The organism is Aquibium oceanicum (assembly GCF_001889605.1).
Classification (GTDB): Bacteria; Pseudomonadota; Alphaproteobacteria; order Rhizobiales; family Rhizobiaceae; genus Aquibium; species Aquibium oceanicum.
The window spans coordinates 3,687,047-3,705,699 of sequence record NZ_CP018171.1; the positions used below are offsets into that span (position 1 = coordinate 3,687,047).

17 protein-coding genes are annotated in these 18,653 nt (G+C 65.3%); 7 read left to right on the plus strand and 10 right to left on the minus strand.

Annotated features, from left to right (window positions below; all coding sequences use genetic code 11):
* The first annotated feature begins 34 nt into the window (after window positions 1-34).
* The gene (locus BSQ44_RS18020; protein ID WP_157894629.1) at window positions 35-634 is read left to right on the plus strand and encodes a hypothetical protein; all 600 of its coding nucleotides are present in this window, start codon (window positions 35-37) and stop codon (window positions 632-634) included.
* A gap of 298 nt (window positions 635-932) precedes the next feature.
* On the opposite strand, the gene BSQ44_RS18025 is transcribed toward BSQ44_RS18020, so the two are convergent.
* The 8 genes from BSQ44_RS18025 to BSQ44_RS18060 all read right to left on the minus strand — a co-directional run bounded on the left by BSQ44_RS18025 (window position 933) and on the right by BSQ44_RS18060 (window position 9,819).
* Entirely contained in the window at window positions 933-1,763 is an 831-nt protein-coding gene (locus BSQ44_RS18025; RefSeq protein ID WP_235633436.1) for a helix-turn-helix transcriptional regulator, read from the minus strand.
* 163 nt (window positions 1,764-1,926) lie between these two features.
* Window positions 1,927-3,123, minus strand: coding sequence for a benzoyl-CoA 2,3-epoxidase subunit BoxA (gene boxA / locus BSQ44_RS18030; protein WP_072606524.1), 1,197 nt, complete (start codon window positions 3,121-3,123; stop codon window positions 1,927-1,929).
* A gap of 9 nt (window positions 3,124-3,132) precedes the next feature.
* Window positions 3,133-3,537 (minus strand): OsmC family protein, encoded by a 405-nt coding sequence (locus BSQ44_RS18035; RefSeq protein ID WP_072606525.1) that lies wholly within the window; start codon window positions 3,535-3,537, stop codon window positions 3,133-3,135.
* A gap of 9 nt (window positions 3,538-3,546) precedes the next feature.
* Window positions 3,547-4,998 (minus strand): benzoyl-CoA 2,3-epoxidase subunit BoxB, encoded by a 1,452-nt coding sequence (gene boxB, locus BSQ44_RS18040; protein ID WP_072606526.1) that lies wholly within the window; start codon window positions 4,996-4,998, stop codon window positions 3,547-3,549.
* A gap of 136 nt (window positions 4,999-5,134) precedes the next feature.
* Window positions 5,135-6,796, minus strand: a complete 1,662-nt coding sequence (gene boxC / locus BSQ44_RS18045; protein WP_072606527.1) for a 2,3-epoxybenzoyl-CoA dihydrolase — start codon at window positions 6,794-6,796, stop codon at window positions 5,135-5,137.
* Between the two features lie 126 nt (window positions 6,797-6,922).
* Window positions 6,923-7,453 carry a DUF309 domain-containing protein gene (locus tag BSQ44_RS18050; protein ID WP_072606528.1) on the minus strand — a complete coding sequence of 177 codons (531 nt, stop codon included), beginning with the start codon at window positions 7,451-7,453 and terminating at the stop codon, window positions 6,923-6,925.
* 1 nt (window position 7,454) lies between these two features.
* A complete protein-coding gene (locus BSQ44_RS18055) occupies window positions 7,455-8,270 on the minus strand; it encodes an alpha/beta fold hydrolase (RefSeq protein ID WP_072606529.1) in 816 nt (271 codons plus the stop codon).
* A 4-nt stretch (window positions 8,271-8,274) separates the two neighbouring features.
* Window positions 8,275-9,819, minus strand: coding sequence for a benzoate-CoA ligase family protein (locus BSQ44_RS18060; protein WP_072606530.1), 1,545 nt, complete (start codon window positions 9,817-9,819; stop codon window positions 8,275-8,277).
* A gap of 305 nt (window positions 9,820-10,124) precedes the next feature.
* On the opposite strand from BSQ44_RS18060, the gene speB reads away from it, so the two are divergent.
* From speB to BSQ44_RS18080, 4 genes are all read left to right on the plus strand, one after another.
* Window positions 10,125-11,180, plus strand: a complete 1,056-nt coding sequence (gene speB, locus BSQ44_RS18065; protein ID WP_072606531.1) for an agmatinase — start codon at window positions 10,125-10,127, stop codon at window positions 11,178-11,180.
* 177 nt (window positions 11,181-11,357) lie between these two features.
* Window positions 11,358-12,362, plus strand: coding sequence for a DctP family TRAP transporter solute-binding subunit (locus tag BSQ44_RS18070; protein ID WP_072606532.1), 1,005 nt, complete (start codon window positions 11,358-11,360; stop codon window positions 12,360-12,362).
* 107 nt (window positions 12,363-12,469) lie between these two features.
* Window positions 12,470-13,165: a TRAP transporter small permease gene (locus BSQ44_RS18075; RefSeq protein WP_083534802.1), complete on the plus strand. Its 696-nt coding sequence runs from the start codon at window positions 12,470-12,472 to the stop codon at window positions 13,163-13,165.
* A 9-nt stretch (window positions 13,166-13,174) separates the two neighbouring features.
* Complete coding sequence (locus tag BSQ44_RS18080; protein ID WP_072606533.1) at window positions 13,175-14,794, plus strand: TRAP transporter large permease; 1,620 nt, start codon at window positions 13,175-13,177, stop codon at window positions 14,792-14,794.
* Window positions 14,795-14,824: 30 nt separating this feature from the next.
* On the opposite strand, the gene BSQ44_RS18085 is transcribed toward BSQ44_RS18080, so the two are convergent.
* Entirely contained in the window at window positions 14,825-15,220 is a 396-nt protein-coding gene (locus BSQ44_RS18085) for a DUF3307 domain-containing protein (protein WP_072606534.1), read from the minus strand.
* A gap of 233 nt (window positions 15,221-15,453) precedes the next feature.
* On the opposite strand from BSQ44_RS18085, the gene BSQ44_RS18090 reads away from it, so the two are divergent.
* Both BSQ44_RS18090 and msrP read left to right on the plus strand, forming a co-directional pair.
* Window positions 15,454-16,347: a dihydrodipicolinate synthase family protein gene (locus BSQ44_RS18090; RefSeq protein ID WP_072606535.1), complete on the plus strand. Its 894-nt coding sequence runs from the start codon at window positions 15,454-15,456 to the stop codon at window positions 16,345-16,347.
* Between the two features lie 126 nt (window positions 16,348-16,473).
* Window positions 16,474-17,442, plus strand: coding sequence for a protein-methionine-sulfoxide reductase catalytic subunit MsrP (msrP, locus tag BSQ44_RS18095; RefSeq protein WP_072606536.1), 969 nt, complete (start codon window positions 16,474-16,476; stop codon window positions 17,440-17,442).
* Window positions 17,443-17,730: 288 nt separating this feature from the next.
* Here msrP and BSQ44_RS18100 read toward each other — a convergent pair whose 3' ends face one another.
* Window positions 17,731-18,627, minus strand: coding sequence for a LysR family transcriptional regulator (locus BSQ44_RS18100; RefSeq protein WP_072606537.1), 897 nt, complete (start codon window positions 18,625-18,627; stop codon window positions 17,731-17,733).
* Window positions 18,628-18,653: the final 26 nt, after the last annotated feature.

Below are 18,653 nucleotides of genomic sequence, written 5' to 3' on the forward strand. Positions count from 1 at the left end.
ATGAACGCACAAGCGCAAGACTTGTTGTGAGAGATTGAACAACCCATTTAAAGCAGAATATATCTCGACAAAATCAAAGGAAGATGCCGGCAATAGCGCATGGGAAGATGCCGTGCGGCTGATGCAGGACAGGCGTTACCATGCGCAACTCGTCGAGGCGATCCGATCCGACATTTTTGCCGACATGCAGTACGCGACTTACCTCATAGCGGAATGCCGCGGAAGATTGCCGGAAATTGAGCATTACATTGTTGATCTTCACAAATCAGACTACGAGCATATGCGCTCCGCCGTCATGGAATACATTCTCAGTTATCTGATGGATGAACCCGGTGCGGTGCCCGTAGTGGCTCAACGGCTTGGTGATCCATGCGTAACCGTTAGAGCGAAAGCGATCCTCTGGATGGCGATTTGTAGCGACCAATCCTTCGATGAAGTCGAACGGACGTACTCGCGGGAATCCACCGGATTCCGACTTGCTCGGATCGAGCGCGACATCGCGGTCGGCCGCATGATTAGGAACCGCCAGGATATCGACGAAACCTGGGACAAGGACGATCCGTACATCAAGGCCTATCTCTCTCGTACGCCGATCGTGAGGAGATACCGACGACGTAGAGCGACGGACGGATAGCCGGCACCGATCATTGCTCTCGCGTCGGGCAGATCCATGAAGCGCCGGACCAGCCGTGCGTTTCATCGGACTTCCTCATCCTGAGGTGCGAGCCCTCACGATCTGCGCCACATAAGTACGGGCGTCGCCGGGCGAGCCTCGAAGTACGCACCGGACGGCCCAACTGGGTACGTCCTTCGAGGCTCGCCCCGCCGAGGTCCGCAATGAATTGACAAAATCGTGCGGACTCGCACCTCAGGACGAGGGAAGCCGGTGGAGCGCGCTCCAACCTCAAGACAAGGGGGTATATTCTTTGCCCCTACCCCAAAATCCCGCGCTCGCGGACGGCGGAAAGTACGTCGGCGAGGCTTTCGTTGGGGGTGCGGGCGGAGGTGTCGACGTGTATGCCGGCCTGGGCGTAGAGCGCCTCGCGGCTGGTGAGGATGGTGCGGAGGTCATCCATGGCGGCGGGGTTGCCGGCCATGGGGCGGGTGTCGCCCTGGGCGCGGACGCGGCCCATGTGCTCCTCGGGCCGCGCCTTCAGCCAGATCGTGTGGTAGTGCCGCAGGAGGTGGTTGAAGGTCTCCGGCTCCGAGACGATGCCGCCGGCCACCGCCAGCACCAGTGCCTCGCTGGTGGCGGCGATGCGCTCGACCGACTGGCGTTCCAGCCGACGGTAGCCCTCCTGGCCGTAGAGCGCCATGACCTCGTTGACCGGCATGCCGCTCGCCTGCTCGATCTCGACGTTGAGTTCGAGGAAGGGCAGCCCGAGTGCGTCCGCCGCCATGCGCCCCAGCGTCGACTTGCCCGCGCCGCGCAGGCCGATCATCGCGATGCGACGACCGCGCCGCAGGCTGGGGTGCTCCGGATCGAGGATTTCGAGCACGCGCTGGCGCTGCTCGGCGGTGGCGCCGCGGTAGAGCGCCATGACGGTCATGATGTCGGAGTTCCAGGGGTCATCGGCACCGACTAGCCACTCGATCCGGTGGTCGAGCGCTTCGGCGACGCGGCGCAGGAGCACGATGGAGATGTTGCCTTCGCCCGCCTCGAGTTGCGCCAGATAGCGTTGCGAGACACCGGAAGTCTCGGCGAGCCGCTTGCGCGACAGGCCCTTTCGCGACCGCGCGGTGCGGACGCGATCGCCGACCATGGCCAGCAGGGCGGCATTGGCGGCGTCATCGGCCGGCGCCGTTTCCGGCGCACTCGCCCTGCCATCGAAACCGACGATTTCGTCCATGCCACCGCTATCCGCTCAACTATTATGCATTATAATGCATATTGCGGAGGCTTGTGCAATATCGCGCGCGGGGGGATCAGTAGGTTTCGAGGTGGTAGCGGCCCGAAGCGCGCATGGCGTCGCGCAGCGTTTTCCAGTTCATGCCGGCGCCGCGGGCTATGTCCTCGAAGGCGCTCTCGACGCCGATCTCCATGGCCTTCAGGCCGCAGACGTAGACATGAGTGTTTTCGGACGCGAGCAGCGCGGCGATGTGATCCTTCTGCGCCCGCATGCGGTCCTGGACATATTCCTTGGGCGCGCCCTCGACGCGGCTGAACACGAGATGTTTTGCCAGCAGCGTGTCGGGCACCTTCTTCAGCGGGCCGAAATAGGGCAGCGAACTGGGCGAGCGGGCGCCGAAGATCAGCGTCATGCCGCCCGAGGGACCGCTGACGGTGCGCTGGCGGCGCATGGTGAAGCCGCGGAAGGGCGCCGAACCGGTGCCGGTGCAGATCATCAGCACGTTGGCCTGCGGATCGTTGGGCATGAGGAATGTCGAGCCGAACGGCCCGGTCAGCTTCACCTCGTCGCCGCGCTTCAGGTCGCAGACATAGTTGGAGGCGATGCCGTTCGGCTCGCGCTTGACGGTCAGCGACAGGTTGTTGGTGTTCGGCCGCTCGCCGTCGCGCGGCGAGGAGATCGAATAGAGCCGCATGCGGTGCGGCCGGCCATTGGCGTCGGTGCCCGGCGGCGCGATGCCGACACTCTGGCCTTCGAGCACCGGGAAGGAAGTGTTGCCGAGATCGAGGATGATGTGGCGCACGTCCGAATCGGCATCCTCGGCGGTCAGGCGATAGTTGCCTTGCACCGTGGCGATCGCCGGGTGCGCGGTGGAGAACAGGTTGACGCTCGGCTTGGAGGCAGACGCGGGAGCCTTGGCCGCGCCGCCCGCGCCCTTGTGCGCTTCGGCGAGCAGTGCCGCGACCTCGTCGTCCAGCGCCTCGATCGCCGGGCCGGTGCCCTCGCCCGCAGGCGACAGCTCCGCCTGCTCGGGCAATTCCATCCAGGACAGCTGTTCTTCGAGCGAATAGGGGGTCGTCACCACGCGCCAGTTGTCGATCGAGCCCGTGGGGCACGGCGAGATGCAGTCCATGCAGAAATTGCAGATCGAGGCGTCGACCACGACGTTGTTGTCGTCATGCGTGATGGCGCCGATCGGGCATGCCTCCTCGCAGGTGTGGCAGCGGATGCAGATCTCCGGATCGATCAGGTGCTGCTTAACGGGTGCGTTCATGACACTGCCTCAGGTGCTCTCGATCGAGACCGGAAAGCCCCGGATGACGGAATTGCTGACGGTGCTGTCCGCCTTCGCTGCCTCGATCACCGGGCGGGGGTCCGAGCCGTCGATGGTCTCGCAGGTAACAGTCATGCGCGCGCCCGTCACGATCAGCGGCTCTCCGTCGAGGTCGAGGGTGACGCCGACCGCGATCCTGCCGAGCGCGATGCCCTTCGCATGCGCAACGTAGCGAAGGTCGTTGGCGAAGCAGCCGCCGATCGCCAGCGCCAGAAGCTGGCCGCCATTGAAGCCGAGCCCCATGCCGCCGGCCTTCCCGGCGGGGCGATCGGCCACCAGCGTGTGGGAACCGGCCCAGCCGAGGGCCGCTTCGGTGCCTGGGACGTTGGCAAGGTCGACGGCGATGGAAACCATGGGTATCACTCAGGCCATGTGCAGCTGGACGTATTCGAAGTCGCCAGGCTTGTTGTCGATGCCCATGCGCGGCGGGGCGATCCAGCCGGCGAACTTGCCGGGCTCCCACACGGGCTGCATGAGCGAAGCGATGTAGTCGCCGTCGGCCGTGGTCGGCAGCCACTCGTCCTTGCGCTTTTCCCATTCGGCATCGGAGATCACCTCGCCATCAGGCGTCATCCTGATGGCGCCGAAGACGCCGATCTGGCGGTGGAAGCCGGGATGCGGGAGCTTCAGTTCGAAGGGGACGCCGATCTTGGCGATCATGGCGTTCCAGCGCTTCACGCCGCCGGCCGCGTCGGTGACGTAGTCGTCCCTGAGCCGCATGTTGATGGCCGAGAGCGCCGGCACGTCGACCGTGACGACCTTGCCGTCGACGAGTTGCACCACCGGATAGGTCGAGCTCTGCAGGCGGTGGTCGTCGTCGATCTTGATTTCCTGGTAGCGGCCCTTGATGCCGGCGTTGAAGGCGTTGGCCGCGTTGGTCGAGATTTCCGAGCCGAACAGGTCGAGCGACAGCGTGTAGTGCAGGTTGAGCTTCTTCTGGATCGTCGGCAGGTCGGTGACGCCCAGCGCTCGCACCGCGTCGATATCGTTCGGGTCCTCGATGCCGGCCTCCTTCATCGCCTCGCAGGTGCGCTGGATGACCCGGCCGACGCCGGTCTCGCCGACGAACATGTGGTGCGCCTCCTCCGTCAGCATGAAGCGGCAGGTGCGCGACAGCGGGTCGAAGCCCGACTGGGCGAGCGATTCCAGCTGCATCTTGCCGTCGCGGTCGGTGAAATAGGTGAACATGAAGAAGGAGAGCCAGTCGGGCGTCGCCTCGTTGAAGGCGCCGAGCATACGCGGCGCCTCCTCCGAACCCGACGAGCGGCGCAGGAGGTCGTCGGCCTCCTCGCGGCCGTCGGCGCCGAAGTACTTCTGCAGCAAGTAGACCATGGCCCACAGGTGCCGGCCTTCCTCGACGTTGACCTGGAACAGGTTGCGCATGTCGTAGAGGGAGGGTGCGGTCTTGCCGAGATGGCGCTGCTGCTCGACCGAGGCCGGCTCGGTGTCGCCCTGGATGACGATCAGGCGCTTCAACATGTTGCGGTATTCGCCCGGCACCTCCTGCCAGGCCGGCTGGCCGACATGCTCCCCGCACGGGATCTTGCGGTCCTCCACCTGCGGGGCGAGCAGGATGCCCCAGCGGTATTCCGGCATCTTCACGTAGTCGAACTTCGCCCAGCCCTTGGGATCGACCGAGATCGCCGTGCGCAGGTAGACCAGCGATTCCTGGAAATTGCGCGGGATGAGGTCGTTCCACCAGTTGATGTAGCCCGGATGCCACTTCTCCAGCGCCTTCAGGACGCGCTTGTCGGAGGAGAGCCCGACATTGTTGGGAATCTGGGTGTCGTAGGAGACGTTGATCAGGTCGAGCATGGGTGGGGTCCTCCGGGTGGCGGGCAGTTTGTCGGCAATCGGCAGTCGGCAGTCGGCAGTCAGTTGAAGAGTACCGATCGGTCTCGTGGCGATTGGCTTCTTGCGACTGCCAACTGCCGACTGCCGACTGCCTCGCTCACACTCTCTTCATATCGAACTCGCCCCGCACGCCGGTGCCGTAGCGCTGCAGGGCGCCCTTTTCGCCGACGGCGTTGGGGCGCTGGAAGATCCAGTTCTGCCAGGCGGTGAGGCGGCCGAAGATGCGGGTTTCCATGGTTTCGGGGCCGGCGAAGCGCAGGTTCGCTTCCATGCCGGTGAGCGCGTCGGGCGAGAAGGAAGCGCGTTCCTCGAGGAAGATGCGCACCTCGTCCTCCCAGTCGATGTCGTCGAAGCAGAAGGTGACGAGGCCGAGCTCGTTGGCGTCGAACGCCTCCAGCGCCTCGCCGGTGCGCTCCTTCGTCTCGTCGACCTTTTGCGGCTCGCCGAGGAAGCGGGTCTGAAGCCGCGTCAGCTCGTTGGACATCGGGTAGGAGCCGAAATTGCCGTCGGTCAGCGTGATGGTCGCGACCGGACGGTTGTCGCCCTCGAAATCGCCCTCGGCCATGTAGGAGCGGTCGACGGCGAAGAGGAGTTCGGCGAGTGGGCCGGCGAAGCAGGAGCCGGGCTCGACCAGCGCCACCAGCGAACGCGAGGTCAGGTCGACGCGCTTCAGGACGCGCTTGAAGTAGAGCAGCATCTCGCTGGCGAGCCAGTTCTCCCGGTTTTCCAAAAGGAACCGTTCGTGCGCCGCGACGAACTGCGGATCGCCCTGGGCGCGGAAGACGATGACGCCGGTCTCCGGTTCGTTGTTGCGCAGGTGCAGGACCGCGTCGTCGAGTTCGCGCGCCACGCGCAGCATCCAGGTGGACGCGCCCTGTTCGGCAAGGGCATCGAGCGAGGCTGGCGCGGCATCTGTCGGACCGTGGATGGTGACCCGGGCGATGCGCTTCTCGCGGTCGATCTCGACCTCGACGCTGGAATAGGTGACGGAGCCGTCCTCGCCGAACGTGCGGTCGAGGGGGATGAGCGAGATGCCCTTCGCATCCGAGGGCCGGTTCGATTTGGCCGCGAACTCCTTCGCGCGCTGCGCCACGGTCTCGTCGAACTTCGTGTTGGCCACGACGTCGTCGACCAGCTTCCACTCCTTGGCGCGCTTGCCGCGCACGCCCTCCTCGGTGGAGCAGAACACGTCGGCGTGGTCGCGGCGCACCTTGCGCTTGTCGGTGACGCGGGTGAGACCGCCGGTGCCGGGCAGCACGGCGAGCAGCGGCACTTCGGGAAGCGAGACCGAGGACGAGCCGTCGTCGGTCAGGATGATGTGGTCGCAGGCGAGCGCCAATTCGTAGCCTCCGCCGGCGCAGGCGCCGCGCACGGCGCAAATGTAGAACTGCCCCGACTCGCGGCCCGCCGCCTCGAAGGTGTTGCGGGTCTCGTTGGTGAACTTGCAGAAGTTCACCTTGTGGGAATGCGCCGCGCCGCCGAGCATGCGGATGTTGGCCCCGGCGCAGAAGACGCGTTCCTTTCCCGACTGCAGGACGACGACTTTCACCTCGGGATGCTCGAAGCGCATGCGCTGGACAATGTCGGCCAGTTCGATGTCGACGCCGAGATCGTAGGAGTTGAGCTTCAGCTCGTAGCCCTCGAACAGGCCGCCGGTCTCGTCGACGTCCATGAGGAGATGCGCGACCTCACCCTCGTAGCGGATCTTCCAGTGACGGTACTTCGACGGGTCCGTCTGGAAATCGATTGCCTTGGCCACTCTATGCTCCCTGGGTCGTCGAATGGCGGCACCATAGTGCACTATGGTGCGCGATGCCAGCCATCAATTGCGCGGTTCACGCGGAACTCAGCGTCCTTATTGGCTCGAAACGGCCAAGTATATGCATTAAAATGCATTGTCGTTGATCTCAAGCTGCGGCCGCCCGAGAAGAATCTCGTCCGGCCCCCGCCCCGGCCAGGTATCGGCGGTGGCGAGGAATGCGCCGATGGCCTCGTGGGCCGACGCCGGATCGAGGCCCATAAGCCGATCCGCGCCGCCGCTGCGGGCGTCGCCGAGACGCTGATGGGCTTCGCGCACCAGGCGCAGGGCCGCCTTGGGGCGATGCATCGCGAGCTTGAGGCAACCGTTCGCCAGCTGGATCAGCCCCTGCATCATCTGCCGCTCGGCGCTGTTGGGGCGGGTACCCATCCAGACCGGCTCCCACACCTCGTGCGTCTCCCAGAAGAAGCCGGCGCGGTAGAGCGTGAAGCCGCAGAGCCACGCCTCGTTGTCGCGCCAGAGATCGGGATCGGTCGTTGCCGGCGCGCGGTCGGCGATTTCCATGAAGGCCCCGGAGGTCGGGCGCGCGGTGCGGCCGGGGATGTAGGGCGCGGCGGGGAGCGGTAGATCGCCCGCCGGACAGGCGGCCTGCGCCACCTCACGCTGCCTCGGGCTCTGCCGCCTCGATGCGGTCGAGTCGTTCGACGAACTCGGTGAGCAGCGCCAACGTCCTGTCCGGCTGCTCGACGAAGGGGGCGTGGCCGCAATTCTCGAGCATCGCGACGTCGACGGGATTGTAGCTCTGCTCCTTCAGAGCCGCGATCTGGGCCGCCGTTCCGTACTGGTCCTGCACGCCCTGGATCGCCAGCACGGGGACGCGGATGTAGGCGATGACCTCCTCGATGTTCCAGTGCTCGAAGGCCGGATCGAGCCAGGCGTCGTTCCAGCCGCGGAAGGCGTTGTCGACATTGGCGTGGTACTTCGACAGCCGCGCCCTGAGGTCGCCGGTCTCGTATGCCTCGCGCGCCTTCGCGATCGCCGACAGCCCCATCGGTTCGGTGAAGAAGTGCGGCGCCATCAGCACCAGCCCCCTCACCCGGTGGTCCTGGATCGAACCGGCATAGATCGCCGCGATCGAGGCGCCGTCGGAATGGCCGAGCAGGATGCCTTCAGTGAAGCCGATCGCGCCCAGCACTTCCGGCAGCACTTCGACGGCTTCGCGCGTCATGTAGTCGACCGGCCGAGGCAGCGCCGCCGGATCGGACGCACCGTAGCCGCGCCGGGAGTATGTGAAGACCCCGTAGCGCGTCGCCTCGGCGAGCTTTCGTGGGAAGTCGCGCCAGAGGTCGACGCAGCCGAGGCCCTCGTGCAGCATCATGATGGTCGGCGCGGTGTCGGGCGAAGGTCCGTGGCACTTGCCTTCGAGCCAGCCGCCATCGGCCCGGAACATCACGCTCTCGCCGTCTTTCCACATGGCGTCAGGCCCCTTCCCTGAGCTTGAACCGCTGGACCTTGCCCGTGGCCGTTTTCGGCAGGTCGGGCACGATGTCGATCCAGCGCGGATACTTCCAGGCGCCGACCTTTGCCTTGACGTGCTCCCGGAGCGCATCGGCGAGCCCGTCGCCCCCAGCACCGTTCTTCAGCACCACGAAGGCGCGCGGCTTTTCCAATCCGGTCTCGTCCCTGTGCGCCACGACGGCGGCCTCCAGCACGTCGGGATGCGAGACCAGCGCCTGCTCGACCTCGAAGGGCGAGACCCAGATGCCGGAGACCTTGAACATGTCGTCAGTGCGGCCGCAATAGACGTAGCGGCCCTCGGCCGTGCGCTCGTACTTGTCGCCCGTGCGCGTCCAGTGGCCCTCGAAGGTGGAGCGGCTCTTGTCGCGCTGGTTCCAGTAATTCTCCGCCGCCGACGGTCCGTTGACGAGAAGTTCGCCCACCTCGCCGTCGGCGACTTCCCTGCCGCTTTCGTCGACGAGGCGGACCTCGTATCCGGGCACCGCGACGCCCGACGTGCCGTAGACGACGCTGCCCGGCGCGTTGGAGAGGAAAATGTGAAGCATCTCGGTGGAGCCGACGCCGTCCAGGATATCGGTGCCGGTACCGGCCTTCCACTTGTTGCCGATCTCCGCCGGAAGCGCCTCGCCGGCCGACACGCAGATACGAAGCCGGTCCAGCCCCTTCGGCTCGTTCTGCGCCATGTGCGCCACCATGCCGGCATAGAGCGTCGGCACGCCGCAAAAGACCGTCGGGCGCACCTCGGCCATGGCCAGAAACATGTCGGCTGGCGTCGGCCGCCCGCGGAAGAGCGCTGCAGTGGCGCCCACCGCCATCGGGAAGGTCATCGCGTTGCCGAGGCCGTAGGCGAAGAAGAGCTTTGCCGCCGAAAGCACGACGTCGTCTTCCCGCGTCCCAAGCACCAGTGCGCCAAAGGTGTCGGAAGTGGCCTTGAGGCTGCCGTGGACGTGGCGCACGCCCTTCGGCCGGCCGGTGGAACCGGACGAATAGAGCCAGAAGGCGCATTCGTCCGCTCCGGCTTCCACGGTCCCGCCGGGGTTGCCCGCGGCGAGTTCGTCGGCAAACGACAGATGCTCGCCCGCCTCACCGCCGACGACGAAGACCTTCTTCAGGTGCGGCAGGCGCGGCAGGATCGGCGCGACGGTCGGCAGAAGTTCGGCCGAGACGAACAGCGCCCGCGCGCGGCTGTCGTTGAGGATGATTTCGTAATAGTCGGGCGACAGCAGCGTGTTGAGCGGCACGGGAACGACGCCTGCCTTGAGGCTGCCCCAGAAGATGATCGGGAACTCGATCTGGTCGAGCACGATCATCGCCGCGCGGTTCTCCTGCTCGATGCCGTGGAGGCGATAGAGATCGCCCATGCGGCCGGCCTCGGTCATGAGGTCGCCGTAGCTGAGGGTCCGCCCGCTCTGCCCGCATTCCACGAAGGCAGGCTTGCCTCCCCTGCCCTCCGCGACGTGCCGGTCGACGAAATAGGCCGCGGCGTTGCCGTTCGCTGGGTTCAACTCGGATCCTCCCCGATCAAGTCCGTGCTGGCATGCCGCGCAATCTCCTCCACGCGACATGCGATATCATGCAGGACATGCCGGGGACAGGCAAGCTTGAATGGTCGCCATACAACACCATTGATGCATTTTGTTGCACATTCGGCCGCAAACTCCGCGCCTTCGCGCGCCAAGCGTTGCTCCGCCCGGCAGGGCTATGCACTTTCGCACATCTTGCTCCCCCGGCCACCAATCGAGAGGGCCTTGGCAGCGGGCATCCGGCCAGACACTATCCGGCCAAAAGCAACCGGTCCGTGGAGGCTCTCATGGCGCGGGACGACGAGAAGCTTGAGGAACTCCGCCGCCGCTACGGCGCGGGGCATGGCGGCGAGGTCTTCGACCCGCGCTTCCGGCGCGTCGCCGACCGCATCTTCACCGCGTCGGGCACGCGCGCGGCACCCTATGCGGGCGTGCCGACCTTCCTTTCCGCGCAGCATCGCCCCGTCGATCCCGAAAATCCGGATTTCGGCGATCTGCAGGTGGCGCTGCTGGGCGTGCCCATGGATCTCGGCGTCACCAACCGGCCCGGCGCCCGGTTCGGGCCGCGAGCCTTGCGCGCCATCGAACGCATCGGCCCCTACAATCACGTGCTCGACTGCGCTCCGGTGCATGAACTCAGGGTCGCCGACATCGGCGACGTGCCGTTCCGCAGCCGCTACCTGCTGGAGCAGAGCCACGAGGACATCGAGGTGCATGTCGGCAAGATCGTGTCGGCCGGTGTCGTGCCGCTGTCGGTCGGCGGTGATCATTCGATCTCGCATCCGATCCTGAAGGCGGTCGGGCGCGACGGGCCGGTCGGCATGATCCACATCGACGCGCATTGCGACACCGGCGGTGCCTTCGACGGCACGAAATTCCACCATGGCGGCCCGTTCCGGAACGCCGTGCTGGACGGCGTGCTCGATCCGGCACGCACCATCCAAATCGGCATAAGGGGTTCGGCCGAATATCTATGGGAGTTCTCCTACGAAGCCGGGATGACGGTGATCCATGCCGAGGAGATGCCGGCGCTGGGCATTTCGGCGATCATCGCCAAGGCCAGGGAGATCGTCGGCGACGGCCCGACCTACCTCTCGTTTGACATCGACAGCCTCGACCCCGCCTATGCCCCGGGGACGGGAACACCCGAGATCGGCGGACCGTCGACGCGCGAGGTGCTGGAACTTTTGCGCGGGCTGAAGGGGCTGAACCTCGTGGGCGGCGACGTGGTCGAGGTCGCGCCGCAGTACGATGCCACGTCCAACACCGCCCAGGCCGGCGCGCAGGTGCTGTTCGAGATCCTGAGCCTGATGGTCTTCAGCCCCCGGCTTGCGGTCCCGTAATGTTGAACAGGACGTCGCTCGCGCGGTCCTCTCCTTCCAAATGCCGACTTCTAATTGCGTGCGCGATGGATTATCCATCATCAACGGGAGGAACTTATCCCGCCAGATCCGGGTCCGCTCACGAAGCGGTCCAGACATCGTGACAAAGGCCGAATGGCCGCAATGTGGAGGAATGACATGAACAAGCTACTCGGCGCCGCCTCGGCGCTCGCGATCACCATGTTCGCCGCACCGGCCTTCGCCGATCCGGCAGGGTGCGACGATGGCGAGATGGTCATCAAGTTCAGCCACGTGGTGGCGGAGAAGGGCCATCCCAAGGGCGAGGCCGCCAAGCAGTTCGGCGAGCGCGTCAACCAGGAGATGGAAGGCACCGCCTGCATGGAGGTGTATCCCAACACCACGCTCTATGACGACGACAAGGTGATGGAGGCCCTGCTGCTCGGCGACGTGCAGATCGCGGCGCCTTCGCTGTCGAAGTTCGAGGCTTACACGCTGAAGTATCGCGTTTTCGACCTGCCGTTCCTGTTCGCCAGCCTCGACACGGTGAACGCCTTCACCCAGTCCGACACCGGCAAGAGCCTGCTCACCGTGATGGAAGACGAAGGCTACACCGGGCTGGGCTACTGGCTGTCGGGCCTCAAGCAGTTCTCGGCCAGCAAGCCGCTGCTGCTGCCGTCTGACGCGAATGGCCTGAAGTTCCGCATCCAGACCTCGGACGTGGCGAACGCCATGATCAACGCGATTGGCGGCTCGGCCCAGAAGCTCGCCTTCTCGGAGGTCTACGGCGCCCTGCAGACCGGCGTCGTGGACGGCCAGGAGAATTCCTGGTGCAACATCTACACCCAGAAGTTCTTCGAGGTGCAGGACGGCGTGACCGAAACCAACCACCAGACGCTCGCCTATCTGCTCGTCACCTCCACCGAATGGCTCGAAGGCCTCGATCCGGCGGTGCGCGAGCAGTTCCTGAAGATCGCCGACGACGTGACCCAGGCTGCGAACGCCGACGTCGCCAACAAGGAAGCAGCCTGCCGCCAGAACATCCTGGATGCCGGCGGCACGATCCGCGAACTGACGCCCGAGCAGCGCACGGAATGGGTCAGCACCATGAAGCCGGTCTGGGCCGAGTTCGAGGGCGACATCGGCAAGGACGTCATCGACGCGGCCGTGGCTTCCGGCTCGTAACAGGACATGCGGCGCGCCCGCCACAAGGCGGGCGCGCTTTCTTCGCGGCCAGGGCGAACAATCCGGAAAACCGGCGCCCGGGGCCGATCCGCTGAGGGGAGGATCAAGTGGAGCTTCTGTGGCCGTCGGCGGCGCTCGTCGTCCTGGTGCTGGCGCTGTTTTTCGCCGAAAGGCGCTATCCCGAAAAGATAAGCCGGCTCGAGGAGAACATCCTCGCCACCCTTCTCGCCATCATCACGCTCGTCTCGTTCAGCCAGGTGATCGCCCGCTACGGCTTCAACACGGGCTGGGGCGGCGCGCTCGAATTCACGCGCATCATGTTCGCCTGGATGATCCTGTTCGGGATGGGATACGGCATCAAGCACAGCGTCCACTTGGGCGTCGACGCCTTCGTGCGCATGCTGCCGAAAAAATCCCTGCGCATCGCGGGCATGGTGGGAGCCTTCTGCGCCTTCCTCTATGCCTTCATGCTTCTCTACGCCGGCTGGCTGGCGCTGCTCGGCGCCGGCGTCTCGACCAACTGGCGCCAGACGGGCGCGATCGGCTACTGGACCTTCATGTTCGAGCGCGGCACGGGCCTCGACGACCTGCGCTATCCGCTCTGGGCCCAGGAATTGTTCGGGGTCCAGGACCGGGTGCAGCGCTGGGTCGCCTATCTCATGCTGCCGGTGGGGCTCGCCCTCCTCGCCTTCCGCTCCCTGCAGGGGATGGCCGCCATCTGGCGCGGCGACCGCGAACTGATCATCGCCGGCCACGAAGCGGAGGATCTGGTGAGCGAAGCCAAGGGCGCTCTGCGCGACTGAGGACCGGACATGGAACCACTGATCCTCTTCATCCTGGTGCTGCTGCTGCTCTTCGCCGGCGTGCCGGTGGCGGTGTCGCTCGGCCTGTCGTCGCTGATCATCATCGCCTTCTTCTCGGCCGATTCCGTCTCGTCGGTGGCGCTGCAGCTCTTCACCGCCTCGCAGAACTACACGCTGCTGGCGATCCCGTTCTTCGTGCTGGCCTCGGCCTTCATGTCGACGGGCGGCGTTGCGCGGCGCATCATCCGCTTCGCCATCGCCGCCGTCGGCCATTTCCGGGGCGGACTGGCGATCGCCTCGGTGCTCGCCTGCATGCTGTTTGCCGCGCTCTCCGGCTCGTCGCCGGCCACCGTGGTGGCCATCGGTACGATCGCCATCGCCGGCATGCGCCAGGTCGGCTACACCAAGGAATTCGCCGCCGGCATCATCGCCAATGCCGGCACGCTCGGCATCCTCATTCCGCCCTCCATCGTGATGGTCGTCTATTCGGCCGCGACCGACGTCTCGGTCGGACGCATGTTCCTGGCGGGCGTGGTACCGGGCCTCGTCGCCGGTCTCATGCTCATGGCGACGATCTACATCATGGCGCGGATCAAGAATCTACCGGCCGAGGAATGGAAGGGCTTCGGCGAGATCGTCGCCGGCGGCAAGGAGGCCGGCTGGGGCCTCTTCCTCATCATCATCATCCTCGGCGGCATCTATGGCGGCGTCTTCACGCCGACCGAGGCCGCTGCGGTGGCGGCGGTCTACGCCTTCTTCGTGGCCCTGTTCATCTATCGCGACATGGGACCGCTGAAAGGCGTCCGCTGGATCCAGGAGACGGACACGAAGCGTGCAAAGGTCGGGTTTTCCGCGCTGGTCTATGCCGTCGGCTTCTTCTTCGTGTGGATGATCCTGTCCTTCTTCGTCGCCTCCAACTGGGAAGGCGTGACGATCGGCGGCCGCGCGCTGGTCGGACTGGTCCTCTCGATCGCGCTGATGGTCGCCTACGCGTTGCGCCGCGACGGCGATTCCAACCCGTTCAACATCCCCGGCTACCTGGCCGCGGGGCTGCCGATCTGGGGCCGCAACTTCGCGCTGACGGGCCGCAACCTCCATCGCATGTTCTTCAACGAGGAAACGCGCAAGGTCATGATCGATGCGTCGCGCACCACGATCATGCTGATGTTCATCATCGTCAACGCGCTGCTCTTCGCCCATGTGCTGAGCTCGGAACGCATCCCGCAGTCGATCACCAGCCTCATGCTCGATGCCGGCTTCAACTGGTTCACCTTCCTGATCGCGGTCAACCTCCTGCTACTGCTCGGCGGCCAGTTCATGGAGCCTTCAGGACTGCTCCTGATCGTTGCGCCGGTGGTGTTTCCGATCGCCATGGAACTCGGCGTCGATCCGGTCCATCTCGGCATCATCATGGTGGTGAACATGGAGATCGGCATGATCACGCCGCCGATCGGGCTGAACCTGTTCGTCACCTCCGGCATCACCGGCATGAGCCTGATCCAGGTCGTACGGGCCGCCCTGCCCTTCGTGGCCGTGCTCTTTCTCTTCCTGATCATCACGACCTACGTGCCGATCATGTCGACGTGGCTGCCCTACACCCTGATGGGACCGGAGATCGTCACGCGCTGATCGGAAACGCTGGAGAGGCCGGCGGGAACGCTAGGCCGGCATCGTCCAGCCGATCGCCAGCGCCGTCATGGCGAGATAGGTGAGCTGGTGGATCAGCTGATCGGCGCCGTGCAGCGCCCAGTAGGACGCGGTCGTCGGCCCCTTCTCGCTGCCCATCGAGATGCGCGCCTTGATGTGGTCTATGGCGAAATGGATGACGAATTCGGCCGCCAGGAACATCAGGAGCGGGCCGAACGGAAGACCGGCGAGAAGCAGGGCCGGTATCGAGCCGACGGCATGGATGCCGGCATGGACGTAGCCGCCGGCGCAGCCGAAATGGCCCTTGCCGCGGATAAGCCACGGCGGCTGGAGGAGATAGTCGGCAACGAAGTGCTTCACCTGGAAGCAGGCCAGAACGCCGATCGTAAGCGTCAGAATGTCGTCCAACCGTTTCCCCTGCGCGCCGACCGCCTCTCCATCGCGGACCGTCGCGAGTACTTTTGCCGCGAAAACGGGCATTGCCAAGAGAGAAAAGGCCGCATGCGGCAAAGTCGGGACGCTGGAGCGCCGGAATTCGCCGATGCCAGCAAGGCAGGTATGCCAACGCACTTGCTCCGCCGGGGCGTGACGCCTATCCACGCGGAACTTCATACACCTTCGTTACGGGACCTACAGACCAGATGACATCGAACAGGCTCAAGGGCGTAATCGCGGCCATTCCGACGCCGGTCACTGCAGAGGGCGAGCCGGATCTTCCGCGTTTCCTTCGCCACGCGCACTGGCTGCTGGAGAACGGCTGCGACGGGCTGAACGTCCTTGGCACGACTGGTGAGGCGAACTCCTTCTCGGCGTCGCAGCGCAAGGCGGTCATGAGCGCCGCCGCCGGGGAACTCGACCGTAAGCGGCTGATGGTCGGCACCGGCGCGCCCGACCTCGCCACCACCATCGAGCTGACGCGGTTCGCCCATGGGGCGGGCTTCGCGGCGGCGCTGATCCTGCCGCCCTATTACTACAAGGGCGTGAGCGACGAAGGCCTCTTTCGCTGGTTCGCGACGGTGGTGGAAAAGACCGGCGACATAGCCATTCCGATCTACCTCTACAATTTCCCGCAGATGACTGGTCTCAAATTTTCGCCCGCTCTCGCGGCGCGCCTGCGCGAAAGCTTTCCCGAGCGGATCGCTGGCGCCAAGGACAGCTCGGGCGACCTCGCCTATGCCGCCGAGATCGCGAGAATGGAGGGCTTCGACGTGTTCCCGAGCAGCGAGACCGCACTCGCGCGGGCGGACGCGGACGGCTATGCCGGATGCATTTCCGCGACCGTGAGCGCCACGGCGCCGCTCGCCGCACGGCTGTGGAACGCCCGGTCGGATGCCGGCCTGCTGAAGGCGGCGAGCGACGCACGCGCGGCGATCTCGTCGGTACCGCTGATCCCCGCGGTCAAGCACATGGTGGCGCGGATCCACGACGATCCCGAATTCGAGCGCCTCCTGCCGCCGCATCTGCCGCTGAGCGAGGCCGAGAAGCGGACCCTGGCAACGCTCGACCCGCGAAGGTTCACGGCCGAACAGGGCTGACGGCGACGGTCCATGCCAGCGCTCGCGGCCGGTTCGGCCTCCACGCAAACGTGATGCCGGGTGAATTGCGCGCCGGCCGCCATCGTCTACTCTCCGGTGCATCGATATGGCTCGGGAGAATTCGAGATGGCCAATGTTCACCGGCGCCCATCGTGGGCCGTTCGCGAAAGCCTTGCCACCCCCGAGCACGTGTTCATGAACCGGCGCTCGATCCTCACGGGGCTGGCAGCGGGCGCGGCCTCGACCATCATGCCGCCTCTTGCCGGCCGGGCACAGTCCGCCGAGGCCGATCCGACGCTCGACCTCTACCCGGCGAAGCTGAACGAAACGTACAAGATCGACCGTGACATAACGCCGGGCGAGGTCGCCTCGCAGTACAATAATTTCTACGAATACGGCTCTCACAAGCAGATCGCCAGGGCCGCCGAAAGCCTGAAGACCCGGCCCTGGGACGTCGAGATCGACGGGCTGGTGGAGAAGCCGAAAACCTTTGCGATCGACGAGCTGATAAGGGCCATGCCGCTCGAGGCGCGGCTCTACCGCCACCGCTGCGTCGAGGCGTGGTCGATGACCGTGCCGTGGACCGGCTTCCCGATGGCGAAGCTCGTCGAGGCGGCGGCGCCCCTTGCCTCGGCGAAGTACGTTCGCTTCGAGACCTTCCTCGATCCCGACATGGCCTCGGGCCAGCGGCAGGTCTGGTATCCGTGGCCCTATGTCGAGGGGCTGACCATGGAAGAGGCCACGAACGAACTCGCCTTCATGGTCACCGGCGTCTACGGCAAGCCGCTGAAGAACCAGTTCGGTGCGCCGCTGCGGCTCGCGCTGCCGTGGAAATACGGCTTCAAGTCGATCAAGTCGGTGGTGAAGATTTCCTTCGTCGAGAAGCGGCCGGTCAGTTTCTGGGAACAGATCGCTCCCTCCGAATACGGCTTCTGGGCCAACGTGAACCCCGAGGTGCCGCATCCGCGCTGGAGCCAGGCGCAGGAGCGTGTCCTGCACACGGGAGAGACCGTGCCGACGCTGCTCTACAACGGCTACGGCGAGCAGGTGGCCGGGCTCTACCAGGGCATGGAAGGCGAAGCGCTCTTCATGTAGCGCCCCTCGACGAGGATCTTCAGTTTCCAGATAAAAAAATGGCCGGATCCAAAGGAACCGGCCAAGGAATGGAAGTGCCGCAAAAGCGGTTAAACCTCCAGAGGGGAACACTTGCCGGCGCCAATGGGAGGAGAATGCGCCAGCAAGATGACGCGTATATGTCCTTCGAATGCCGATTCTGCAAGCAATTGATTTGCATTTCACCCATGCAGAAATGGAGCAACTGCCAATCAGGTGTGCATTAGCTGATTCTGCTATAAAATAAGGCAGGCCGAGTCCCGGGTGCCCTCAGTAGGACCAGCTGCGCGCCTTGGAGAACAGGAAGTCGCGAAAAGCCTTCAGTTTGGCCTGGTTCTTCATCGCCTCGGGATAGGCGAAGTAGGTGTCGAAGGATGGGACTTCCATCTCCGGCAGGAGCTGCACGAGACCGGCATCCTTGTCGGCCATGTAGTCAGGCAGCATGGCAATGCCGGCGCCTGCCTTCACCGACCGTCGGATCGACATGAGATCGTTGATCTGGAGCACCGCAGGCCGCCTCGCCCCTTCCGGCATGCCGAAGGTCTGGAGCGTGTTGAGATCTTTCAGGAAGGACGGAACGGGCTCGCCGAACGTCACCAGCCTGTGCCGGTCGAGCTCTTCCACCGAATTGGGCTTGCCATAGCGATTGATGTAGGCCGGGGCGGCGAAGACGTGCAGATGCACGGTGAACAGCCGCCGCTGGATAAGGTCCGGCTGCTGCGGCTGGCGCAGGCGGATGGCGCAATCGGCCTGCCGCATCGTGAGGTCGAGTTCCTCGTTGGCGAGCAGCAGCTGAACCTGCACGTCCGGATAGAGCTCCAGGAACTCCTGGACGCGCTGGGTGAGCCAGCCGGCGCCGAGCCCGACGGTGGTGGTCACGCGCAAAACGCCGGTCGGTTTCTCGGTGGTCTCCAGGAGCCGGGCGCGCACGCTGTCGAGCTTGACCAGCACGTCGTGGGCGGTGCGGTAGAGGAGTTCGCCCTGCTCGGTCAGGACGAGGCCGCGCGCGTGGCGGTGGAAGAGCGGCACGCCGATGTCGTGCTCCAGCGCGCTGACCTGGCGCGAGATGGCCGACTGCGAGAGATTGAGCCGCTCCGCCGCATGGGTGAAGGAACCGGCCTCGGCGGCGGCATGGAACACACGCAGCTTGTCCCAGTCGAACGGCATGTGTCCCCCTCCCCCGGAGTGCTGCG

Excerpts from the sequence above, each read along its gene's own strand:
- BSQ44_RS18025 (WP_235633436.1), bottom strand. The coding sequence starts at position 1,763 with ATGGTCGGCGATCGCGTCCGCACCGCGCGGTCGCGAAAGGGCCTGTCG.
- boxA (WP_072606524.1), bottom strand. The coding sequence starts at position 3,123 with ATGAACGCACCCGTTAAGCAGCACCTGATCGATCCGGAGATCTGCATC.
- BSQ44_RS18035 (WP_072606525.1), bottom strand. The coding sequence starts at position 3,537 with ATGGTTTCCATCGCCGTCGACCTTGCCAACGTCCCAGGCACCGAAGCG.
- boxB (WP_072606526.1), bottom strand. The coding sequence starts at position 4,998 with ATGCTCGACCTGATCAACGTCTCCTACGACACCCAGATTCCCAACAAT.
- BSQ44_RS18055 (WP_072606529.1), bottom strand. The coding sequence starts at position 8,270 with ATGTGGAAAGACGGCGAGAGCGTGATGTTCCGGGCCGATGGCGGCTGG.
- speB (WP_072606531.1), top strand. The coding sequence starts at position 10,125 with ATGGCGCGGGACGACGAGAAGCTTGAGGAACTCCGCCGCCGCTACGGC.
- BSQ44_RS18070 (WP_072606532.1), top strand. The coding sequence starts at position 11,358 with ATGAACAAGCTACTCGGCGCCGCCTCGGCGCTCGCGATCACCATGTTC.
- BSQ44_RS18080 (WP_072606533.1), top strand. The coding sequence starts at position 13,175 with ATGGAACCACTGATCCTCTTCATCCTGGTGCTGCTGCTGCTCTTCGCC.
- BSQ44_RS18090 (WP_072606535.1), top strand. The coding sequence starts at position 15,454 with ATGACATCGAACAGGCTCAAGGGCGTAATCGCGGCCATTCCGACGCCG.
- msrP (WP_072606536.1), top strand. The coding sequence starts at position 16,474 with ATGGCCAATGTTCACCGGCGCCCATCGTGGGCCGTTCGCGAAAGCCTT.
- BSQ44_RS18100 (WP_072606537.1), bottom strand. The coding sequence starts at position 18,627 with ATGCCGTTCGACTGGGACAAGCTGCGTGTGTTCCATGCCGCCGCCGAG.